20 protein-coding genes are annotated in these 19911 nt (G+C 72.2%); 13 read left to right on the top strand and 7 right to left on the bottom strand.

Annotated features, from left to right (window positions below):
- Positions 1 to 14 precede the first annotated feature (14 nt).
- Together ACIGDI_RS14600 and ACIGDI_RS14605 are read right to left on the bottom strand one after the other, a co-directional pair.
- On the bottom strand, positions 15 to 2639 hold the full coding sequence (locus tag ACIGDI_RS14600) for a LamG-like jellyroll fold domain-containing protein (protein WP_399895564.1): 2625 nt from the start codon (positions 2637 to 2639) through the stop codon (positions 15 to 17).
- Positions 2640 to 2755: 116 nt separating this feature from the next.
- The gene (locus ACIGDI_RS14605; RefSeq protein ID WP_399895567.1) at positions 2756 to 3433 is read right to left on the bottom strand and encodes a TetR/AcrR family transcriptional regulator; all 678 of its coding nucleotides are present in this window, start codon (positions 3431 to 3433) and stop codon (positions 2756 to 2758) included.
- 82 nt (positions 3434 to 3515) lie between these two features.
- On the opposite strand from ACIGDI_RS14605, the gene ACIGDI_RS14610 reads away from it, so the two are divergent.
- Complete coding sequence (locus tag ACIGDI_RS14610) at positions 3516 to 4457, top strand: aldo/keto reductase (protein ID WP_399895569.1); 942 nt, start codon at positions 3516 to 3518, stop codon at positions 4455 to 4457.
- Positions 4458 to 4473: 16 nt separating this feature from the next.
- On the opposite strand, the gene ACIGDI_RS14615 is transcribed toward ACIGDI_RS14610, so the two are convergent.
- Complete coding sequence (locus ACIGDI_RS14615) at positions 4474 to 5508, bottom strand: alpha/beta fold hydrolase (protein WP_399895572.1); 1035 nt, start codon at positions 5506 to 5508, stop codon at positions 4474 to 4476.
- Positions 5509 to 5655: 147 nt separating this feature from the next.
- On the bottom strand, positions 5656 to 7044 hold the full coding sequence (locus ACIGDI_RS14620) for a glycoside hydrolase family 43 protein (protein WP_399895575.1): 1389 nt from the start codon (positions 7042 to 7044) through the stop codon (positions 5656 to 5658).
- 244 nt (positions 7045 to 7288) lie between these two features.
- Here ACIGDI_RS14620 and ACIGDI_RS14625 point away from each other — a divergent pair, with 244 nt between their 5' ends.
- The 7 genes from ACIGDI_RS14625 to ACIGDI_RS14655 all read left to right on the top strand — a co-directional run bounded on the left by ACIGDI_RS14625 (position 7289) and on the right by ACIGDI_RS14655 (position 12535).
- Positions 7289 to 8713: an amidase gene (locus tag ACIGDI_RS14625; RefSeq protein ID WP_399895578.1), complete on the top strand. Its 1425-nt coding sequence runs from the start codon at positions 7289 to 7291 to the stop codon at positions 8711 to 8713.
- Positions 8714 to 8739: 26 nt separating this feature from the next.
- Entirely contained in the window at positions 8740 to 8967 is a 228-nt protein-coding gene (locus ACIGDI_RS14630) for a hypothetical protein (protein WP_399895581.1), read from the top strand.
- Between the two features lie 158 nt (positions 8968 to 9125).
- Positions 9126 to 10613 (top strand): SPFH domain-containing protein, encoded by a 1488-nt coding sequence (locus tag ACIGDI_RS14635; protein WP_399895584.1) that lies wholly within the window; start codon positions 9126 to 9128, stop codon positions 10611 to 10613.
- Positions 10614 to 10779: 166 nt separating this feature from the next.
- Positions 10780 to 10953: a hypothetical protein gene (locus ACIGDI_RS14640; RefSeq protein WP_399895586.1), complete on the top strand. Its 174-nt coding sequence runs from the start codon at positions 10780 to 10782 to the stop codon at positions 10951 to 10953.
- Between the two features lie 198 nt (positions 10954 to 11151).
- Complete coding sequence (locus ACIGDI_RS14645; RefSeq protein ID WP_142145021.1) at positions 11152 to 11598, top strand: type II toxin-antitoxin system PemK/MazF family toxin; 447 nt, start codon at positions 11152 to 11154, stop codon at positions 11596 to 11598.
- 287 nt (positions 11599 to 11885) lie between these two features.
- Positions 11886 to 12143 (top strand): hypothetical protein, encoded by a 258-nt coding sequence (locus ACIGDI_RS14650; RefSeq protein WP_399895588.1) that lies wholly within the window; start codon positions 11886 to 11888, stop codon positions 12141 to 12143.
- Positions 12144 to 12181: 38 nt separating this feature from the next.
- Positions 12182 to 12535 carry a carboxymuconolactone decarboxylase gene (locus ACIGDI_RS14655; protein WP_399895591.1) on the top strand — a complete coding sequence of 118 codons (354 nt, stop codon included), beginning with the start codon at positions 12182 to 12184 and terminating at the stop codon, positions 12533 to 12535.
- Positions 12536 to 12541: 6 nt separating this feature from the next.
- Here the strand turns inward: ACIGDI_RS14655 and ACIGDI_RS14660 are convergent, their stop codons facing one another.
- Together ACIGDI_RS14660 and ACIGDI_RS14665 are read right to left on the bottom strand one after the other, a co-directional pair.
- Complete coding sequence (locus ACIGDI_RS14660; protein WP_399897610.1) at positions 12542 to 12973, bottom strand: hypothetical protein; 432 nt, start codon at positions 12971 to 12973, stop codon at positions 12542 to 12544.
- Positions 12973 to 13650 (bottom strand): helix-turn-helix transcriptional regulator, encoded by a 678-nt coding sequence (locus tag ACIGDI_RS14665; RefSeq protein ID WP_399895594.1) that lies wholly within the window; start codon positions 13648 to 13650, stop codon positions 12973 to 12975. Before ACIGDI_RS14665 ends, ACIGDI_RS14660 begins: the two co-directional genes overlap by 1 nt.
- A gap of 125 nt (positions 13651 to 13775) precedes the next feature.
- Here ACIGDI_RS14665 and ACIGDI_RS14670 point away from each other — a divergent pair, with 125 nt between their 5' ends.
- Positions 13776 to 14162: a cupin domain-containing protein gene (locus tag ACIGDI_RS14670; RefSeq protein ID WP_399895597.1), complete on the top strand. Its 387-nt coding sequence runs from the start codon at positions 13776 to 13778 to the stop codon at positions 14160 to 14162.
- Positions 14163 to 14314: 152 nt separating this feature from the next.
- Here ACIGDI_RS14670 and ACIGDI_RS14675 read toward each other — a convergent pair whose 3' ends face one another.
- Positions 14315 to 15142, bottom strand: a complete 828-nt coding sequence (locus tag ACIGDI_RS14675; RefSeq protein ID WP_399895600.1) for a TIGR02452 family protein — start codon at positions 15140 to 15142, stop codon at positions 14315 to 14317.
- 291 nt (positions 15143 to 15433) lie between these two features.
- Here ACIGDI_RS14675 and egtA point away from each other — a divergent pair, with 291 nt between their 5' ends.
- The 4 genes from egtA to egtD are packed head-to-tail and all read left to right on the top strand — an operon-like array spanning position 15434 to position 19825.
- A complete protein-coding gene (gene egtA / locus ACIGDI_RS14680; protein ID WP_399895604.1) occupies positions 15434 to 16744 on the top strand; it encodes an ergothioneine biosynthesis glutamate--cysteine ligase EgtA in 1311 nt (436 codons plus the stop codon).
- Positions 16741 to 18075, top strand: coding sequence for an ergothioneine biosynthesis protein EgtB (gene egtB / locus ACIGDI_RS14685; protein ID WP_399895607.1), 1335 nt, complete (start codon positions 16741 to 16743; stop codon positions 18073 to 18075). Before egtA ends, egtB begins: the two co-directional genes overlap by 4 nt.
- Positions 18075 to 18866: an ergothioneine biosynthesis protein EgtC gene (gene egtC, locus ACIGDI_RS14690; protein WP_399895610.1), complete on the top strand. Its 792-nt coding sequence runs from the start codon at positions 18075 to 18077 to the stop codon at positions 18864 to 18866. Before egtB ends, egtC begins: the two co-directional genes overlap by 1 nt.
- Entirely contained in the window at positions 18863 to 19825 is a 963-nt protein-coding gene (gene egtD / locus ACIGDI_RS14695; protein ID WP_399895613.1) for an L-histidine N(alpha)-methyltransferase, read from the top strand. Before egtC ends, egtD begins: the two co-directional genes overlap by 4 nt.
- The last annotated feature ends 86 nt before the right edge of the window (positions 19826 to 19911 follow it).

Raw genomic sequence — 19911 nt, forward strand, 5'->3', positions numbered from 1 at the left:
GCGACCGGAAGTGATCAGGTCAGCCGGAGTTCCAGCACGGTCACCGAGAGCGGTGGTACGACGCTGGTGAAGGACGGCGCCGCGCCGGTGACGGTGCTCGTCCTCGGCACCAGCGTGTCGGGCGCGGTCAGGGTGTTGGTGGCCGTGCGCGAGGCACCCGTGAGGACCGTCGCGGTGGCCCGGCTCCTGACCCCCTTGACCAGCCCCCTCAGTTCGACCGGCACATTCAGCTTCTCCGTACCGGAGTTGACGACCGCGAGGTAGAGGCGGTCGCCTGAGCGGGTGGCCACGGTGGCGAGACCCGGCAGCGCCCGCGCGGTGGCCGGCAGCACCGTCCTCCCGAGCCTGCTCGTCAGCATCTGCTGTGCCCAGTAGCTGGGCGACACATAGCTGTCGAGGTTGTCGTAGGCGATCAGGTTGGTGGCCCACACGTTGTTCTTGACGTGCGAGAAGAGCGGGGCGTAGCACTCCATGAGGACCTGGTCGGAGTTGCGGATCAGTCCGGCCAGCCAGGCGGCGTCGCCGAGCGCCGCGTTCAGGTCGGGCGTGGGACGGCCCTCCTGCGCCGCCCACTCACCGACGAACACCTTGGTCGAACTCCGGTCCCGGTTGTCGTACTTGTGCGTGGAGGCCTGCGCGGCGGACGGCGCGAGGTAGTAGTGCTCGTCGATCAGGTCCGGCGTGCGGCTCCGCACGGTCGTCGTGGCGATCAGCTTCAAGTGCGGGTACTTCGCCTTGATCGCGTCGTGGAAGGCCGCGAACCGCTCGTCGTACGACCCCGAGGCGTCGAACCAGTCCTCGTTGCCGATCTCCACGAACTCCAGCGGGAACGGCCGCGGATGTCCGTCGGCGGCCCGGCGCGCGCCCCACTCGCTGGTGACCGGGCCGGTGACGTACTCGATCTCGTCGAGCGCGTCCTGGATGTACGGCTTGAGGGCGTCGCCGGTGACGTGCGCGCCGTGGAGCGAGTAGCCGGCGTACACGGCGAGGACGGGCTGGGCGTGCAGGTCCTCCGCCCATTGCAGGTACTCGAGGAGTCCGAGGCCGTCCGTGGACCAGTAGCCCCAGGCGTCGTCCATGTGGCCGGGGCGCTCCCAGACCGGGCCGATGGTGTTCTTCCAGTCGAACCGTGTGGCGATGGTGTTGCCCTCGAGGAAGTTCCCGCCAGGGAAGCGCAGGAACTTCGGCTTGAGAGCGACCAGTTTCTCCATCAGGTCGATGCGCAGGCCGTTGGGCCGGTTGCGGTGGGTCGGCGGGAAGAGGGACACGTGCTGGAGCCACAGCGTCTCGCCCGCGGCGGCGGGGTCGGCGGTGGTGACGGTCAGCTTCGCGTCACCCGTCACGGGCGCGCCCGGACCCGTGCGCAGGGTCAGTTCGAACGGGCGGTCGCGGAAGGCGGTGCCGATGTGCGGCACGTGGGCGGAGGCGTGGACCGTGGCGCCGTCCGCGGACTCGATGGCCACGGTGAGCGGGCCGATACGGCGCGAGGCCTTGGCGAACAGCCGGGCGGTGTAGGTGGTCCGGGGGCGCACGGGTATGCCCCAGAAGCCGTCGTTGGCTACGCCGGCGCGGTTTCCGGCGCCCGTGCCGCTCGGCAGTTCGACCTTCAGGGAGCGGTCGAGCGCGGTGTTGAGCGGGGTGTCGGTGTCCAGCGAGAGGGTGGTGCCGCCGACGGCGGACCAGTGGAGCGGCGCGGTGTCGTCGGCCATCATCGAGCGGTTCTGGACGAGTTCGGCGTAGATGCCGCCCTCGCCGGAGTGGTTGATGTCCTCGAACATCAAGCCGGGCAGGATCGGGGACACGGCGTGCGCGGGGTTGCCGACGTCCACGCTCAGCAGCGGGGTCGTGTTCTCCACGGGCACTCCGGCCAGTGCCGCGACCTGCTCGGCGGTCAGGGCGGCCGGGAACATGTGCACGTCGTCGATCAGGCCGTGCCACTGGTCGACGTGGCCGCCGCCGTAGAGGGCACGGCCGACGGCGGTGTCGCCGCTGCCGGCCCAGCCCGCCGTGTAGGCGGCCTCGCCCTCCAGCACGCCGTTGACGTAGAGGCGGATGACGCCGGCGGCCGGGTCGCTGACCCCGGTCAGGTGGGTCCAGGTGCCGGTGGTGGGCGCCGAGGCGGCGGCCGCGACGGCGGCGTTCTGGGTGGCGTCCGAGGCGAGCCGGGCGAAGGCGAAGGTGCCGGTGTCGTCCCGCAGCCCCAGGTAGAAGGAGCTGACGACCCTGCCGTCGATGCTCACGGCGGTCTGGTAGCCGCCCAGTTGGGCGAGATTGACCCAGACGCCCACCGAGAACGCCTTGGAGGTGTCGAGGGCCGGTCCGGACGCTGTGGCGTCGCCGCCCGCGGTGAGGCTCAGGCTGTGGGCGCCGGTCTTGCCGGTGTCCCAGCCGGCGGCGCCCTGGAGGGTCGCGGTGCGGCCGTTGCCCGACGAGTCGGCGGCGGAGGTGCCCGAACCCTCGTCGAAGGTCCAGTGGGCGGCAGCGGCGGGGAGGTCCGCGGTCGCGGCGGCGGCGGTCGTTCCCGTGAGTGGGGCGGCCCCGGCGGGGGCGGCGGCGAAGGTCCCGGCGAGAGATGCGGCGGACGCGGCCCCCAGGACGGTGAGGACGGTTCTGCGGGGCACTCCGGCTTCTGAAGGCATGCGGCTCATTCCTTGGTGACAGACCGTTCGACATTTCGTACAGCGGTCGGTACTTCGAGCAGCAGGGATCTTAGGGTGTCCGCTCGGACCGTCAACACCCCTCGCACGGCAATGCTTTACGGGTTTCGCCCGCCTCTCGGCGCGAGGGCGTCGCAGATGAGGTCGAGCAGGCGATCGGTCTGCCCCTGGGGGGAGTTGGACGCGATGGCGAAGAACACGCCGACGAGCATCGTCGTGACGTCCGCGGCGTCCACGTCGGCGCGGAGCGTGCCCTGCGCGGCGCCCCGATCGAGGAACCCGGCGATGGTGGCGGTGACCCGTTCCCGCGAGGGAGGCGCGATGCGTCCGGTGGCGAAGCCCGCCCGCAGGGTGTCCATCATCCCCCGCTTGGTGGCGACGAAGGACGCGTAACGGCCCATCCAGGCCCGGAGCGCGACGTCGGCGGGGTGCTGCTCCAGCAGCGCGGGGACGCTCGCGGCGACGGCGTCGAGCTCGGCGGCGTACACGGCGTCGACCAGGCTCTCGCGGGTGGGGAAGTGGCGGTACAGGGTGCCGATCCCCACCCCGGCCTGCCGGGCGATGGCCTCCAGCGCGACCGGGCCGTCCGCCGCCGCGAAGGCGGCCTGGGCGGTGGCGATCAGCTTCTCGCGGTTGCGCCGCGCATCACGACGCACCGGCCGGCCGGCGGCGTCCGGGGTGTCCGCCGAGGTATGGGCATCCGGCGACCCGTCCGGACGACGGGCATCCGGGGTTCCCTCGGGGCGGCGGGCCGATGAGGCTTCGGACGAACTCAAAACGGAGGCTCCTCCGGTAGTGCTACGGTGGCTTAACGGAGGCTCCTCCGCTTTCCCCATCCTCTCACGGGAGCAGGTAGTCATGACATCCGCCGACACCCCCGCCGTCGAAGCCGCCCCGCCCGGCACCCCGCGCCCCGGAGGGCCCGCCCCGCTGGCCGGCCGCACCGTCTCCCGCGTCGGGTACGGGGCGATGCAGCTGCACCGTCTGCACGACGACCGCCCCGCCGCCGTCGCCCTGCTCCGGCACGCGATCGACCTGGGTGTCGATCACGTCGACACCGCCCAGTTCTACGGCGACGGCTTCGTCAACGACGTCATCCGCGAGGCCCTGGGCCCGCAGGACGACGTCCTGGTCGTCAGCAAGGTCGGCGCCACCTCCGACCCCGACGGCCCGCTCCCCCTGCGTCTGGCACAGCGGCCCGAGGAGCTGCGGGCCGAGGTCGAGGACAACCTCGCCACGCTCCGGACGGAGCGGATACCGGTGGTGAACCTCCGCCGCGTCGACAGCGGGGTCACCGCGGTCCCCATCCCGGACGACCAGGTGATCGACCTCGACGACCAGCTCGCGGAACTGATCGCGTTGCGCGACGAGGGCAAGGTGGGCGCGATCGGGCTGAGCAGCGTGAGCCTGGACGTGCTGCGCCGCGCCCTGCCTTCGGGCATCGTCTGCGTGCAGAACGCCTACAGCCTCGTGGCACGCGACGACGAGGACATACTCCGGCTCTGCGTGGACGAGGGGATCGCCTGGGTGCCGTACTTCCCTCTGGGCGGCGCCTTCCCGGGGCTTCCGAAGGTGACCGACGAGCCGGCCGTGCTCGCCGCCGCCGCGCGGCTGGGACGCACCCCGGCGCAGATCGGCCTGGCCTGGCTCCTGCACCACGCTCCCGACGGACTGCTCATCCCGGGCACCGCCGACCGCGCGCATCTCGAGGCGAACCTGGCAGCGGGCGCCATCACCCTCGACGAGGAGACTCTCGCCGCGCTCGACGCGATCCCGACCCGCTCACCCGCCGTTCCGTGAGCTCCGCCCCGGCCCTTCAGACCGTGCCGGCACGGGACAGGGATTCCACCGCGGCCGCGACCTCGTGAGGGCTGGAGATCATCGTCAGATGGCGGCCACCGGGGACGAGCGTGGGCGGCGGTGCGCCGATGCGCCGGGCCGTCTCCCGCGGGGTCTGCTCGCTGAACACGTCGTCCTGCGCGCCGAACACCACGGACTTGGGGATGCGGACGTCCGCGAGACGGGCGACCCGGCTCGCCGGAAGGCCGGGCACGCCCTCGCCGAGCATGTCCCACAGTGCCGCCTCGGCGCCCGCCACCCGCAGCGGCCGGCGCCACTCGTCCACTCCGGCGGCGTCCAGGCGCGGACAGGCCGGTCCGCACTGGGCGTCGTACACCGAGCGGATCAGCCGGTCGGTGCTCAGACCGAGACGCAGCAGGCTGGTGCGGTAGGGGTCGATCAGCACGTACCCGAGCCCGGGCGGCGGTCCGGCGCCGGTGTCCAGGGCGTCTCCGTCGAGCAGCATCACGCTCCCGATCCGTCCCGGGGCACGCAGCGCCGCCTCCGTGACGACCGCGGCGCCGCTCGAGTGACCCACCAGCAGGGGACGCTCACCCGGCCTGCCGAGGTGCATGGCGCTCAGGAAGCCCAGGAGCTGCCGGGTGAAGTGGTCGACGGTGTACGGGCCGCGGCGCTGGCTGTAACCGTCGCCGGTCAGATCGAGCGCGTAGACCCGGTGATCGCGCGCGAGCAGGGGCGCGAGCCGGGACCAGGTGTCCACCTGCTCGAAGGCGCCGTGGACGAGTACGACGGGCGAGCCGGTCGTACCCCACTCCCGGTAACGGGTGCGGATGTCGGCCGCCTGGACGTAACGCAGTCCGGCGGGCGGCGCGGCGCGTCCCGCGGTGAACGCGTTGTAGGTGAGGGACGCCGCGGTGACGACCATCAGCAGCACCGAAAGGACGAGCACCGCGCGCCGCACCCACCGCCCGAGCCGCGTGGTCGGACGGTGTACGGCGTCGGCATCCGCCTGCGGGGCCTCGATCGGCCCGGCCTCGGGGTCGGCATCCACGTGAGTTCCATTCTGCCCGGTCTCTCCGGTGACAGGATCGCCCCACGCGCCGCCGAGATCATCCACCCACGGGCGTGTGCGCCCGTACACCCACGGAAGTAGCTCCGGTCAGGGGGTAGGCGACCACGGCCCCGGGTGCCCCCGCCCTCAGCCCCAGGCCGTCACGGGCACGAAGGAGCTGTCCTGGCGGAACAGGTCCGTGCCGTCGGTGGGGTCGACCCGCAGCTGGTAGTCGTAGTGCCGCAGGTAGTGGCCGGGGTAGTTGTACGACTCGAATCTGATCGAGCCGGTCGCCGAGCCCGTCCTGGCGACGAAGGTCGCGTCCTTGGCGAACGTCGACGTGCCGTCGTTGGCGTCGAAGCGGCCCCGGAAGTCGTAGTGGCGCAGGTAGTTGCCGGACGCGTCACGGAAGGAGAAGGCGTTGGCGTCGGCCAGGCCGGGAACGACCGTGAACGAGGACGCCTGCTTCTGCGCGGTCGTACTGGAACCGGTCACCACCGGGAGGTTCAGCAGGGACGACTGCTCCTGCCAGTACCGGGTCGTGTAGTTGGCGGACCGGAACGAGCGCGAGACGTTCGTCGGGAGGGCCACTCCTCCCGGCACGGTCTCCTTGATGACCGTGAAGTGGCGTGCCGTTCCCGAGATGACCGGCAACGCCTTGGGGGCGGTCCAGGTGGCGAACGTGTCGTAGCTGTCGCTGCAGTAGTAGTTGCCGTCTCCGTAGCCGTCGAAGAAGATCCGCCAGGCGCCGTTGTCGAGCTGGACGACCGACGGGCCCTCCCGGTAGCTGCCCCAGCCCGCCCAGTCGCCGGTCCTGGAGATCGTGTACGGGCCGGTGAGGCTCGACGCCGTGCCGTACTCGATGTACTTGGCCGTCTCGTTCTTCGTGAACGCGTGATAGGTCGCGCCGATCCGCACGATGTCCGTGTCGATGTGGTTGGCGCCGATGCCGGACAGCGCGGTCGGTGAACTCCAGGCGGTCAGCGCGGAGTTGGTCGCCTTCATGACGTACGGCGTGAAGATCCACTCGTTGTCGGTGGTCGAGCAGGAGACGATGACGTGCACGCTGCCGTCGCCGTCGACGAACCACTCCGGCGCCCACGCCCGGGACAGGTCGGCGATCGGCACGGTGTAGTCGTACAGGAAGGTCCAGGCGACCCGGTCCGCGCTCCGCGCGAAGCCGATCGTGGTGCTGACGTCCTGCCAGGTGTGCGTGGTGTACGTCAGGTAGTAGTAGCCGTCGGTGTGCTTGAAGACGCTCGCGTCGCGGATGCGGTTGGCGGGCGGGGTGTAGGCGGAGGACCGCACGAGGCGGAAGTCGGTCGCGTCGTCGGACTGGTAGACGTTCACCGTGCCGTCGTCGCTGTTGAGGAAGGGCACGATGGTGTAGCGGGTGGCCGAGCCGCTCGCGGGTGCGGCGGCGGCCGCCGTTCCCAGCAGGCCGGGGAGTTCGCCCAGGACGAGCGCCGAGGCGGGCAGGGCGGCCATCGCGCGCAGGAGGGCGCGGCGGGACGGGGCGGGGGGTCGTGTGCTCACGTGCGGCTCCTTGGTCCAGCCGGAACCATGGGTGCGGGATTTCGAACATGGTTCGGCAAGTCGGTCAGAAGGTAAGGGTGAGACGTGAGCACGTCAATGATTTGGGCGAGGCTTCGCGGGACCTGTGCGGCGCATGTGCCGCTGTTCGGTCGACACCCCGGCCGTGGATGTTCGACATGCCGTACCGAGGCGGGCCGCCACACGTTACCGTTCAGTAGACAACCCGCTTCCGGAGGTGTCCCGTATGAGGCTCGACCGTGCCGCAGGCCTGGCGGAGTCCGCCCGAGCGCTGGCCGAGGGAGAGGTGACCTCGCGGGAACTGGTGGAGCGGGCGCTGTCCCGGATCGAGGCCACCCAGGGCTCGCTCAACGCCTTCCGGATCGTGCGGGCGGAGGCCGCGCTGGCCGAAGCCGACGCCGCCGACCAGGAGTTGGCGGCCGGCGCGCGCAAGCCGCTGCTCGGGGTGCCGGTCGCCGTCAAGGACGACATGGACGTCGCCGGCCTGCCGACCGCGTTCGGCTGCGCCGGGGAGTTCCCGCCCGTCGCGCGGGACGGCCAGGCCGTACGGCGGTTGCGGGCGGCCGGGGCGGTCGTCGTCGGCAAGACCAACACGTGCGAGTTCGGGCAGTGGCCGTTCACCGAGGGGCCCGCGTTCGGGGCGACCCTCAACCCGTGGAACACCGGTCACACTCCGGGCGGTTCGTCCGGCGGGTCGGCCGCCGCGGTCGCCGCCGGACTGGTGCCCGCCGCCCTCGGCTCCGACGGCGCCGGTTCCGTGCGCATCCCCGCCGCCTGGACCCACCTCGTCGGCATCAAGCCCCAGCGCGGCCGCATCTCCACCTGGCCGCGCGGCGAATCCTTCCAGGGCATCACCGTCAACGGCACGCTCGCGCGCACCGTCGCGGACGCGGCACTCCTCCTCGACGCGGCGAGCGGCAACCACGAGCTCGATCCGCACCGGCCGCCGGCCATCCGGGCGGCCGAGGCCGTCGGCCGGGACCCCGGCCGGCTGCGCGTCGCCCTGTCGCTCAAGCCGCCGTTCACCGCGGTGCCCGCGCGCCTGCGGCCGGAGGTCCGCGCGAAGGTCGTCGAACTCGCCGAGCAGTTGAGCCGGTTGGGGCACTTCGTGGAGGAGGCCGATCCGCCGTACGGCCAGATCGGCCTGACCTTCGTGCCCCGGGCCACCGCCGGGATCGCCGAACGCGTCGTCGAGGCCCCTTTTCCCGCGCTCCTTGACCGGCGCACCCGTGATGCCGCCCGGCTCGGACGGCTGCTCGGCGGGGCACCGTTGCGGGCGGCGCGGCGGGCGGAGGCGGTCCTGCACCGTCGTATCGGCGGGTTCTTCCAGTCGTACGACGTCGTCCTCGCGCCCACGACCGCCGCTCCCCCGCCGCGCGTCGGGGAGATGCTGGCGCTCGGCGGATTCGCCACCGACCGGGCGATGATCGCCGCCTGCCCCTACGCCTGGCCGTGGAACGTGCTGGGCTGGCCGGGCGTCAACGTGCCCGCCGGCTTCGTCGGCGACGGACTGCCCGTCGGCGCCCAGCTCCTCGGTCCCGCGGGCAGCGAACCGCTGCTGCTCTCGCTGGCCGCACAGTTGGAGGCGGAGCTGCGCTGGTACGAGGCGTGGCCGCCGCAGCGCCTCGCCACGAACTCCCCGGCGGCGTAGACGGGTTCGGTGCGTACCCTGTGACCATGGACGATGCGTCGATGGTCGGGCTCATGGGGCGGGTCACCGGGACGGTCGGGCCCGGGCTCGTCGGCGAGGTGATCGTCAGGGTGCGCGGCGGCGCCGAGCACTTCCTCGCCTACCCGGCCCAGGGGACGGCGCGGATCGAGCGGGGCACGGTGGTCATGGTGGTGGAGTACCTGCCGCCGAGGACGGTCTACGTCACCGAGGCGTACGACGGCCAAGCCGTCTGACGGCTCAACAGGTGAGCCGGCTTCCGCGCAGGTGAGAGGCCCTTCGCGGGCCGCGCGTCAAGATTGCGACAAGGATTCGCCGGCGTCTTCACCCCGGCTCCCCGCAGGAGCACACTCCCTTCGTTCGGTGCCGAGAGGGCACCATTCAAAGGGGGCGTATGCCGATGATCGTCGGCGTCGTTGCGGGAGTGGTGGTCGCCGCCGTTCTCGTTCTGATCGGTCTGTTCAAGATGATGTGGCGAGTCGCCGAGCCGAACGAGGCGCTCGTCATCTCCGGTTCCAAGCACCGCACCGAGGGCCTCGAGGAAGGCATGGGATTCCGCATCGTCACCGGGCGCGGCACACTGGTGCTGCCCGGAGTACAGGCGGTGCGCAAGCTCTCGCTCGACCTGAACGAGACCGAACTGCACGTGGACTGCGTGACGCACCAGGGCATTCCGCTCAAGGTACGGGGCGTGGTCATCTTCAAGGTGGGCGACGACTTCGTGTCGATCGCCAACGCGTCCCGCCGGTTCCTCGACCAGCAGAAGCTGATGGCCGAGCGGGTGCACAACGTCTTCGCCGGTCATCTGCGGTCCATCGTGGGCGGGTTGACGGTCGAGGACATGATCCGCGACCGGGAGAAGCTGACCGCGCAGACGCGGGCGGCCTGCGGCACGGAGATGGAGAAGCTCGGGCTGATCGTGGACTCCCTGCAGATCCACGAGATCGAGGACCCGACCGGGTACATCCAGAACCTGGCCGCCCCGCACGCGGCGGCCGTCCAGCGGGACGCGCGCATCGCGCAGGCGGAGGCGAACCGGCTGGCCACCGAGGCGGAGCAGCAGTCGTACGCGCGGATGGCCGAGGCCACCCGGGACAGCGAGATCCTGCAGGCCGGCTATCAGGCCGAGCGGGACAAGGCGGCGGCGAAGTCCCGTCAGGCCGGCCCGCTCGCGGACGCCGCGGCGCGGCAGGAGGTCGTCGTACAGGAGACGCGGGTGGCCGAACTGGAGGCGAACCGGCGCGAGCAGCAGTTGCAGGCGGACGTCCGCAAGCCGGCCGACGCCCAGGCCTACGAGAAGCGGACGCTGGCCGAGGCCGAGCGTGACGCGCGGATCTCGGCGGCGCAGGCCAAGGCCAAGGAGACGGAGCTCGCGGCGGCGGCCGAGGCGACCAGGGTCAAGACGGCCGCGGGTGCCGAGGCGGAGGCGACCCAGGCCCGCGGTACCGCCACGGCGGCCGCGACGCGGGCCACCGGTGAGGCCGAGGCGGCGGCCGCGCAGGCGAGGGGTCTGGCGGAGGCCGAGGCCACCAAGGCCAGGGGACTCGCCGAGGCGGAGGCCATCAAGGCCCGGGCGGCCGCGCTCGCCGAGAACCAGGAGGCGGTCGTCGCCCAGCAACTCGCCGAGAACTGGCCGGAGATCGTGCGGGCCGGCGCGTCCGCCTTCGGCAGCGTCGACAACATGGTGCTGCTCAACGGCGCCGACGGCATGACGGACATGTTCACCAAGGCGCTCACCATGGGCGGCGCCGGCCTCGGGCTCGCTCGCCAGCTGCTGGCGTCGATGAACCAGAACGGGCAGACCACAGACGGGACTTCGCCGTCCCTGAACGGGGTCACGCCGCCGCCGTCGAAGAAGGTGCCGGTGGACAAGGAAGGGTAGACGCGGGGACGGGCGACCGCCCGGACAGCACGCCCGGGGGCCTCGGTTTCGAGAGCCCCCGGGCTCTGTCGTGCTCCCCTGTGCTTCAAGCGCCCCCTGGCCGGGCCCGGTCGGCAGCGGGAAGCATCGCCCTGTGCACGGACCGCACGCACCCTGAGGAGGCCCCGTGTCCGAGTCGGCGAAAGACCCCGAGGACGAGGCGGAGGACATCGCCGAGGGCGACCGCGGAACCGTCGGTGAGGCGGTCGGGGAAGGGCCGGAGAAGACCTCCGCCGACAGGACCAGGGATCTGCTCGACCGGCTGGCCGAACAGGCGGCGGACGCCGGGGCCGACGGGTGAATGGTGCTCGCGGCGCGACGAAGGAGTAAGGGGGGTCACCCGGGGTTTGGGGCGGCATGACGGAGGGTTCCGAGTGGCCACCCGGGGTTTGGGGCGGCACGACGAAGGCTTCCCACTGGCCACCACCCGCCTGAGCGGGTCGGGGCGAGGGGCGGCGGCCGCCGTAATGGCCGCGGGACCGACCACTAAGGTGCCTGCGTGACTGCGTTTACCGATGAGAACGTCCCGGGCCGTTTCGGCCCCACCGCCACCACCGAGGCCGACCCCCGCCAGGTCGGCCCGGTGCGCACCGAGTACTCCCCCGCCCACGACGGCGACCCGGACCCGGGCGAGATCGTGTGGACCTGGGTGCCGTTCGAGGAGAACGACGGCCGCGGCAAGGACCGTCCGGTCCTGGTGGTCGCCCGCGAGGCCGCCGGCACCCTGCTCGCCGTGCAGCTCTCCAGCAAGCGGCACGACGACGACCGGGAGTGGGTGGCGATCGGCAACGGGCCGTGGGACCGATCGGGTCGCGACTCCTGGATCTCCGTGGACCGGGTGCTGCGGCTGCACGAGGACGGGATGCGCCGGGAGGCGTGCGCCCTGGACCGGGGCCGGTTCAACCTGGTCCGCCACCGCCTGCACGAGCGGTACGGCTGGAGCTGACCGATCCGCCACCCCGGCTCCCCCTTCGCCGGGGGCCGAGCGCCGCGCGGAACTTTTCACCCGCTTCGGGTGATTGAGGCGCTCGCCGTCCCGTGGATTCTGCTGTTCAGAAGTTCGGCCCAGCAGCTGATCGCCCTCGCGACCCGCTCTTCGCATGAGCTTCGGTCGGGCGGAGAGGGAGGCCGGATGGACACGGCACAGATGTCCGGGCACTGGGCGCTCGACTGGGCCGTGAGGGCCCGGCGCGTACGGGGGGCGGCCTGCTCGCGGCGTTCCTGGTGGATCTGGTGGCCGACGCGGAACCCGTCCGCGAAGCCGACACGGTCAGCTTCCCGCTGTGTCCCGCGGCCCACGCGCTGGGGGTGCAGCCGAGGCATGTCAGCACGGCTCTGGGCCGCCTTTCGGACGCGGGTCTGCTGACCTGGTACGCCGACGGTGCGCCGGAGGCGTCGGACGTGACCGTGACTCTCCTGCTCTCGTTCGCCGGCTCCGAGCTCAACGGTGGCGCGTCGTCCACCACGAAGTGTGAACCAGCACGGTCCTGACAACACACGGTCCTGACAACACAGGAAGGCGGTGCGCGATGACCGCTGCACCCGACACTCCCGTACTCGACACGATCACGGCCATGACCATCGACTCCGTCGAGCGATGCCACATGGACCAACGCTCGCTCCTCCTCGCCCGGGTCGCGGCTCTCGTCGCCATGGACGCGCCCGCGATCTCCTACCTGGCGCACATCGACCCGGCGATCAAGGCCGACTTCACGGTGGAGCAGTTGCAGGACCTGCTGGTCGCCATCGCTCCCGTCGTGGGCACGGCACGCGTCATGTCGGCCGCCGGTCACATCGCCCAGGCCTTCGGCGTCGCGATCGCGCTGGCCGAGACCGAGGCGGAGGCCATGGCCCGGGCCGGGGCGGACAGCCATAAGCCCTGACGGCCGTCAGGGACGGGTGAGGAGCCCGATCCCGAGTGCCACCAGTGCGGCGACCTTGGCGACCTCGAGGCCGACGTAGTACAGGTGCTCGCGGGATCGAGGCACGTCCTCGCCCGCCAGGACGCGGTCGGACCTGCGGTTGAGCCGCGGCCGCACCACGACCAACTGGGCCGCGAGCAGGACGACCACGGCGACGAGCGGTCCGACGATCCCGACGGGCCGGTCCCCGACGGCGACGGCAACCGCCAGCGCGACGGCGAGTACGGCCTCGACGAGGTTCAGGGCGCGGAAGACCAGCCGCCCGATCCCCAGACCGATGGGGATGGTCACGCCCGGGGCGCGGAACTTCAGCGGCGCCTCCAGGAAGGAGATCGCCAGCACCATCCCGAGCCAGAGGAAGGTGACCGCGACCGACGTCACGGCCCATGCGGGGTGCATCAAGGGTGCCTTTCTGCTGTCTGCCGCGGTACGGGCGCCAAGTGGGCCAGACACGCGTCGGGTTCGGCGAAGGGTTCGAGGCCGGTCGCGGTCAGCGGGGCGCGCAGCTCGGCCAAGGCGCCCTGCATCAGCGCGAGATGCAGGGGGCAGACCAACTGGCCGTGCTCCTCGGCGAGTTCGAGGAAGGGGCAGTGGCGCAGCCGGATCCGGGTGGGCGGCGTGCCGTCCTCGGCGTCCGGGGCGAAGCCGAGCTCGTCCAGCAGGCGGACGAGCCGGGCGGCCGCGTCTTCGGGAGTGGGTTGCCGGTACGGTTCCGGCTGCTCAATCAGAAAGCGGCCCCAGGCGCGGCCCGTCTCCATGGCGGCGGAGCGCGCTTCGGATCCGGTGGCCGCCAGCCGGCTGAGCAGCATGCGCGCGAGCAGTTGGTAGCCGCGGGTTCCGCCGCGGTCCATGCCCGCGCGGGGCTCGTAGACGGTACGCGGGCGTCCGCGGCCGGAGGGCTGCCGCGTCCGTCGCTCGACGGCGCCCTCCTCGACGAGGGCGTCCAGGTGGAACCGCACGGTGTTGGGGTGGACGCCGACGCGCTCGGCCGTCTCGGTGACGCCGAGCGGAGCATCGGCCGCCCGCAGCACGGCGAGGACCTCGCCGCGGCGCGGGCTGGTGCGTGCGGTGGACATGCCTTCTCGCCCCTCTTCCAGCCCTCCGGCCCGAAGTAATTTCTCCAAATAATACTTGTAATAATTGGTCGAAGGCGAGGCGGGTCGAGAGCCGAAAGGCTCGGACGGTCGGGAGCGGAGAGACGATGACACAGGTCCCGCAGGGACATGAGGAAGAGCCGATGCCGACCCCCCTGTGCGACATCGACGCCTTGGCCTCGGCGTCCGCAACGGGGGTGCTCTGGAAGCTCACGGAGAGCGGACGCCAGCTCGACGCCAACCTCGTCCGGCTGGCCCCCGGCCGGCACATCGCCCCGCACGCGGAACCGGACCTGGACGTCCTGGTGCTCGTCGTCTCGGGCGCCGGCACGCTCGCGGCCGGCACGGAGGGTGAACCGCTGCCCCTCGCCGCGGGCTCCCTGTTCTGGCTCCCCCACGGCTCCACCCGCAGCATCAGCGCGGGCGACGACGGCCTCGCCTACCTCACGGTCCACCGCCGCCGACCCGGCATGCAGATCGGCCGGGCGCGCTGAGGCGACGACGGACACGCCGGTGCGAAAGCAGCCGTAAAACAACTCGGCCGACCGGGAACGCGGGCCGCCGCTCGTCCGTCTTCCATAGTGAGACCCCCGCGGCATCCCCCGTCCGCGGGGGTCTCGCCGGCTCCCGGGTCCGGTCCCGCCGCCTACGACGGCTGGAGCCGCCCCGTCGGGAACGCCCGCGCGAACGCCTCCCGCGCCGCACTGTCCGGTCTGCGGTCCAGCACCCCGAACACCACGTGCTCGAAGCGCGCCGCGAACCGTCCGCCCGGCCCGAGCAGCGCCCGGAAGGCGGCGGCCACCTGCACCGGGTCGTTCTGGAACACACCGCACCCCCAGGCCCCCAGCACCAGGCGCCGGTAGCCGTGGGCGGCGGCCGTCTCCAGCACCCGTTCCGCGCGCACAGCCAGGGCCCGCGGCAGCTCGGCGGCCCGCTCGGGCGCCGTACGCCGGACGACGCCCGCGTTCGGTGCGGCGGCCGTGAGAAAGCCCGCCGTGTACGGCTCGTCCAGCAGGCGGCCCCGGTCGTCCCGGAAGACGGGGACGGCCGGTGAGTGAATGACGCGGTCCGTGTAGAACGGGTCGCGGTGGGCGCGGTGATGGTCGTAGAACCCAGGGACCTCGAGCAGGCACCGGTACAGCGCGGAGGAGCGGCACAGCGCCTCCTCCTGGGCCTGGGCGCCGTTGAGGAAGCCGCCGCCCGGGTTGCGGGCGGAGGCGAAGTTCAGCACGGCCGGGCCGCCGCCGACGCGATGTGCCGCCTCCAGGCTGCTCTCGCCCGTGACCTCGAAGAACGTCTCGACGGGCACGGCCTGCGGCACGGGGACGGGCTCCGGCCCGTACATGCGCGTACCGGACCGCGCCGCGGCCACGGACCGCTCGATGGACACCTCGCGCCCGCCGGACGCGCGATACGTGCCCGCCGCGACGATCTCCTCCGTCTCGCGCGCGATGCCGCGCAGGCGCGCGCTCATGGCGCCACCCCCGTGGACGCCATGCTCGCGCGCCGTGCGCGCTCCCCCGTCGTGCTCATGCAGGCATCGTGGGTGATGCTGGAGTGACGGTGCAACAGAGTTTTCCGCGTCCGAAAACGCCCAGGAAAGCCCCGGGAAACGCGGGGAAGGAGGAGATTACCGAGCCGGAACGTACCGGTACGCACCCTTGTGCGATGCGGCGCGAGGGTCTTGGGTTGGACGAGTGTCGCCGTCCAGGCGCCTGACGGGCCGGGCCGGCGGCACGGTGGAATCTCAGAAAGGGATCCCGGAATGTCAGATTCAGCCACTGACTGCGGCGACTGTACGGAGCCACGCACCGCCCTGTCCGAAGCCGAGGTGGAGGCCCTGGTCCGGGGCATCTGCTTCAAGACCGGGCCGCCCCGAGGCATCGGGGTCGAAGTGGAATGGCTCGTCCACGAGCTGCGGCAGCCGCGGCTACCCGTCACCCCCCAACGACTCGACGCGGCCTACGCCGCACTGCGGACCGTGCCCCTGAGGTCGGCGCTCACCACAGAGCCCGGCGGCCAGCTGGAACTGAGCTCGCCGCCCGCCACCTCCCTGATGGAGTGCATCGGTACCGTCTCCGCCGATCTCGACGCCGTCCGTACGGCGCTCGCCGGGCACGGACTCGGACTCGTCGGCATCGGCCACGACCCCTGGCACCCGCCCCGCCGCTTCCTGCGTCAGCCGCGCTACGACGCCATGGAAGTCGCCCTGGACCGTACCGGTCCCGCCGGCCGTCGCATGATGTGCACCTCGGCCTCCGTCCAGGTGTGCCTGGACGCCGGGTACGAGGAGCCCGGCCCCCTCGGCCACGGGCGGCGCTGGTGGCTGGCGCACCAGCTGGGCGCGGTGCTCCTGGCCGCCTTCGCCAACTCCCCGCTGGCCACCGGACGGCCCACGGGCTGGCGCTCCACCCGGCAGCTGACGTGGATGGAGATAGGCGCGGGCCGGGCGGGCGGCCCCGTACTGAACGGCGACCCGCGCACGACCTGGGCCCGGCACGTCATGGACGCCCCGGTGATGTGCGTACGGCGCGAGAGCGGCCCCTGGGACGTCCCCGACGGGCTCACGTTCCGCGAGTGGGTCCGCTCGAAGGCGCCCAGACCGCCGACGCGCGAGGACCTCGACTACCACATCACGACACTGTTCCCGCCGGTCAGGCCGCGCGGTTTCCTGGAGCTGCGCATGATCGACGCGCAGCCCGGCGACGACGGCTGGATCGTGCCGCTGGCCGTGACCACCGCGCTGTTCGAGGACCCGGAGGCCGCCGAGACCGCCTACCGGTTGGTCAAGCCGCTGGCCGAACGGTCCGTGGGGCGTCCGGCGCCGCACAATCCGCTGTGGGCCGACGCGGCCCGCGACGGCCTCGCCGACGCCGAGCTGCACGAGACGGCCGTCGGCTGCTTCATCGCGGCACTGGAGGCGCTGCCCCGGATCGGGGCCACCGAGGAGGTCACGGACGTCGTGGCCGCGTACCTGGAGCGCTACGTCCGCAGGGGCCGCACCCCTGCCGACGATCTGCTGGACCGCCTGCGCGAGACGAGCCCTCGCGCCCACGGGAAGGACCTGAGCACATGACCGACCCCGCCATCGACGCACCCCCTATCGATGCGGAAGCACTCCGGGAACGGGCGCTGACCACCCTCACCACCGCCCGTACCCGCACCACGCTGCTGACCAGCTGCGTCGAGGAACCCGACCTGACCGCCCAGCACTCACCCCTGATGTCGCCGCTGGTCTGGGACCTGGCGCACATCGGCAACCAGGAGGAGCTCTGGCTGCTGCGGGCCGTCGCCGGCCGGGACGCGATGCGCCCCGAGATCGACGGCCTCTACGACGCCTTCGAGCACCCCCGCTCCGAACGCCCCACGCTGCCGCTGCTGCCGCCCGCCGAGGCCCGCGCTTACGCGGCCGAGGTGCGCGGGCGGGTGATGGACCTGCTGGAGAGCGCCGACTTCCACGGCACGCGGCTGACCCAGGCGGGCTTCGCCTTCGGGATGATCGCCCAGCACGAACAGCAGCACGACGAGACCATGCTGATCACCCATCAGCTCCGCAAGGGCCCGCAGGCCCTGACCGCCCCCGACCCGGAGCCGGTGCCGCTGTACACCGGTCCGGCCGAAGTCCTCGTCCCCGGTGGCCCGTTCACCATGGGCACCTCCACCGAGCCGTGGGCGCTGGACAACGAACGCCCGGCGCACCGCCGCGAGGTGGCGTCCTTCCACATCGACACCACCCCCGTGACGAACGGCGCCTACCAGGCGTTCATCGAGGACGGCGGCTACGGCAACGAGCGCTGGTGGACGGCCGAGGGCTGGGCCCACGTGCGCAAGAACTCCCTGTACGCACCGCTGTTCTGGCACCGTGACGGCAAGCAGTGGCTGCGGCGCCGCTTCGGGGTGACGGAGGTCGTGCCACCGGACGAGCCGGTCGTGCACGTGTGCTGGTACGAGGCCGACGCCTACGCCCGCTGGGCCGGCCGGCGGCTGCCCACCGAGGCCGAGTGGGAGAAGGCGGCCCGCCACGACCCGGCGACCGGCCGCTCGACGCGCTACCCGTGGGGCGACGCCGACCCGGCGCCCGAACACGCCAACCTCGGCCAGCGGCACCTGCGCCCGGCACCCGCCGGCAGCTACCCGGCCGGTGAGTCGCCGCTCGGCGTACGGCAGTTGATCGGCGACGTGTGGGAGTGGACGGCGAGCGACTTCCTGCCGTACCCGGGCTTCCAGGCCTTCCCGTACAAGGAGTACTCGGAGGTGTTCTTCGGGCCGGAGTACAAGGTGCTGCGCGGCGGGTCGTTCGCCGTGGACCAGGTCGCCTGCCGGGGGACGTTCCGCAACTGGGACTACCCGATCCGGCGGCAGATCTTCTCCGGGTTCCGCACCGCGCGTTCCGCGGGGGACGTCTGATGTGCCGTCACCTGGCCTATCTGGGGCCGCCGGAGCCGCTCGGCACCCTTCTCGTGGAGCCCGCGCACGGCCTGTACCGCCAGTCGTGGGCGCCGCGCCACCAGCGCTACGGCACCGTCAACGCCGATGGTTTCGGCGTGGGTTGGTACGCCGAGGGCGACCCGGTACCGGCCCGCTACCGCCGTGCCGGGCCGATCTGGGCTGACCTGTCCTTCGCCGACCTGGCCCGGGTCGTGCGCAGCGGCGCGGTGCTGGCCGCCGTACGCGACGCGACCCTTTCGGGCGCCGACGCCGAGGCCGCCGCGGCGCCGTACGCCGCCGGGCCCTGGCTGTTCAGCCACAACGGTGCCGTCAGGGGCTGGCCGCAGTCCCTCGCGCCCCTGGTGGAGCGGCTGCCGGCCGTCGACGTGCTGTCCCTGGAGGCCCGCAACGACTCGGCGCTCGTCTGGGCGCTGGTCCTGGCGCGGCTGCGCGACGGCGACGACGAGGGGCAGGCGCTGGCCGACACGGTGCTGGAGGTCGCCGAGGCGGCCCCCGGCTCACGCCTGAACCTGCTGCTCACCAACGGCGAATCGATCACCGCGACCACCTGGGGCGACACCCTCTGGTATCTGTCCCGGCCCGGCCGCAGCACCGTCGTGGCCTCCGAACCCTACGACGACGACCCGCACTGGCAAGAGGTCCCCGACCGCACCCTTCTCGCGGCGAGCCGCACGGACGTGCTGCTCACCCCGCTCAAGGAGCCGAGCGACGCCTCGGCCACCGCACTGCCGAAGGAGCCCCGTACGTGAGTCCGTTCCTTCTCACCCGCACCCTGCCCGAGGACGCCACGGACGCCGCGCTGCGCGCCGACGTCCTGAACGGCCTGACCGGCAACCCGAAGACGCTGCCGCCGAAGTGGTTCTACGACGCCCACGGCAGCGAGCTCTTCGAGCAGATCACCGAACTGCCCGAGTACTACCCGACGCGCGCCGAGCGCGAGATCCTCATCACCCGCGCCGGCGAGATCGCCGCGGCGACGCGGGCCCGCACCCTGGTCGAGCTCGGCTCCGGTTCGTCGGACAAGACGCGCCACCTCCTCGACGCGCTGACCGACCTGCACACGTACGTCCCGGTGGACGTCAGCGAGAGCGCGCTCACCCAGGCCGGGCAGTCGCTCGTCGCGGAGCGCCCCGGACTGAGCGTGCACGCCCTGATCGCCGACTTCACGGCATCGCTGGTACTCCCCGACACGCCCGGGCCGCGCCTCGTGGCCTTCCTGGGCGGAACGATCGGCAACCTGCTCCCCGCCGAACGGTCCGTGTTCCTGACCTCGATCCGCTCCCTGCTCTCCCCCGGCGACGCGCTGCTGCTCGGCACCGACCTGGTCAAGGACGAGAAGGTGCTCATCGAGGCCTACGACGACGCGGCCGGCGTGACGGCCGCCTTCAACAAGAACGTCCTGTCCGTCGTCAACCGCGAGCTCCACGCCGACTTCGACCCCGACGCCTACGACCACGTGGCGTTGTGGGACCCGGAGAACGAGTGGATCGAGATGCGGCTGCGCTCGCGCGCGGAACAGACGGTGAAGATCCCGGCACTGGACCTGGCCGTGGACTTCGCCGAGGGCGAGGAGCTGCGCACCGAGGTGTCGGCGAAGTTCCGCAAGGACGGTGTACGCGCCGAACTGGACGCCGTGGGCCTGGAACTGGCCCGTTGGTGGACGGACGAGGCGGGACGGTTCGCGCTGTCGTTGAGCGTCGCGCGCTGACCGAGGGCGACAGAGGGGCGGGTGACGGCGACGTCACCCGCCCCTCTCGCATGGAACGGGGCGCCGGTGCCGAGCGGGGCGCGTGC

It is taken from the genome of Streptomyces sp. NPDC085900 (genome assembly GCF_044540925.1).
Lineage (GTDB): Bacteria > Actinomycetota > Actinomycetes > Streptomycetales > Streptomycetaceae > Streptomyces > Streptomyces gilvifuscus.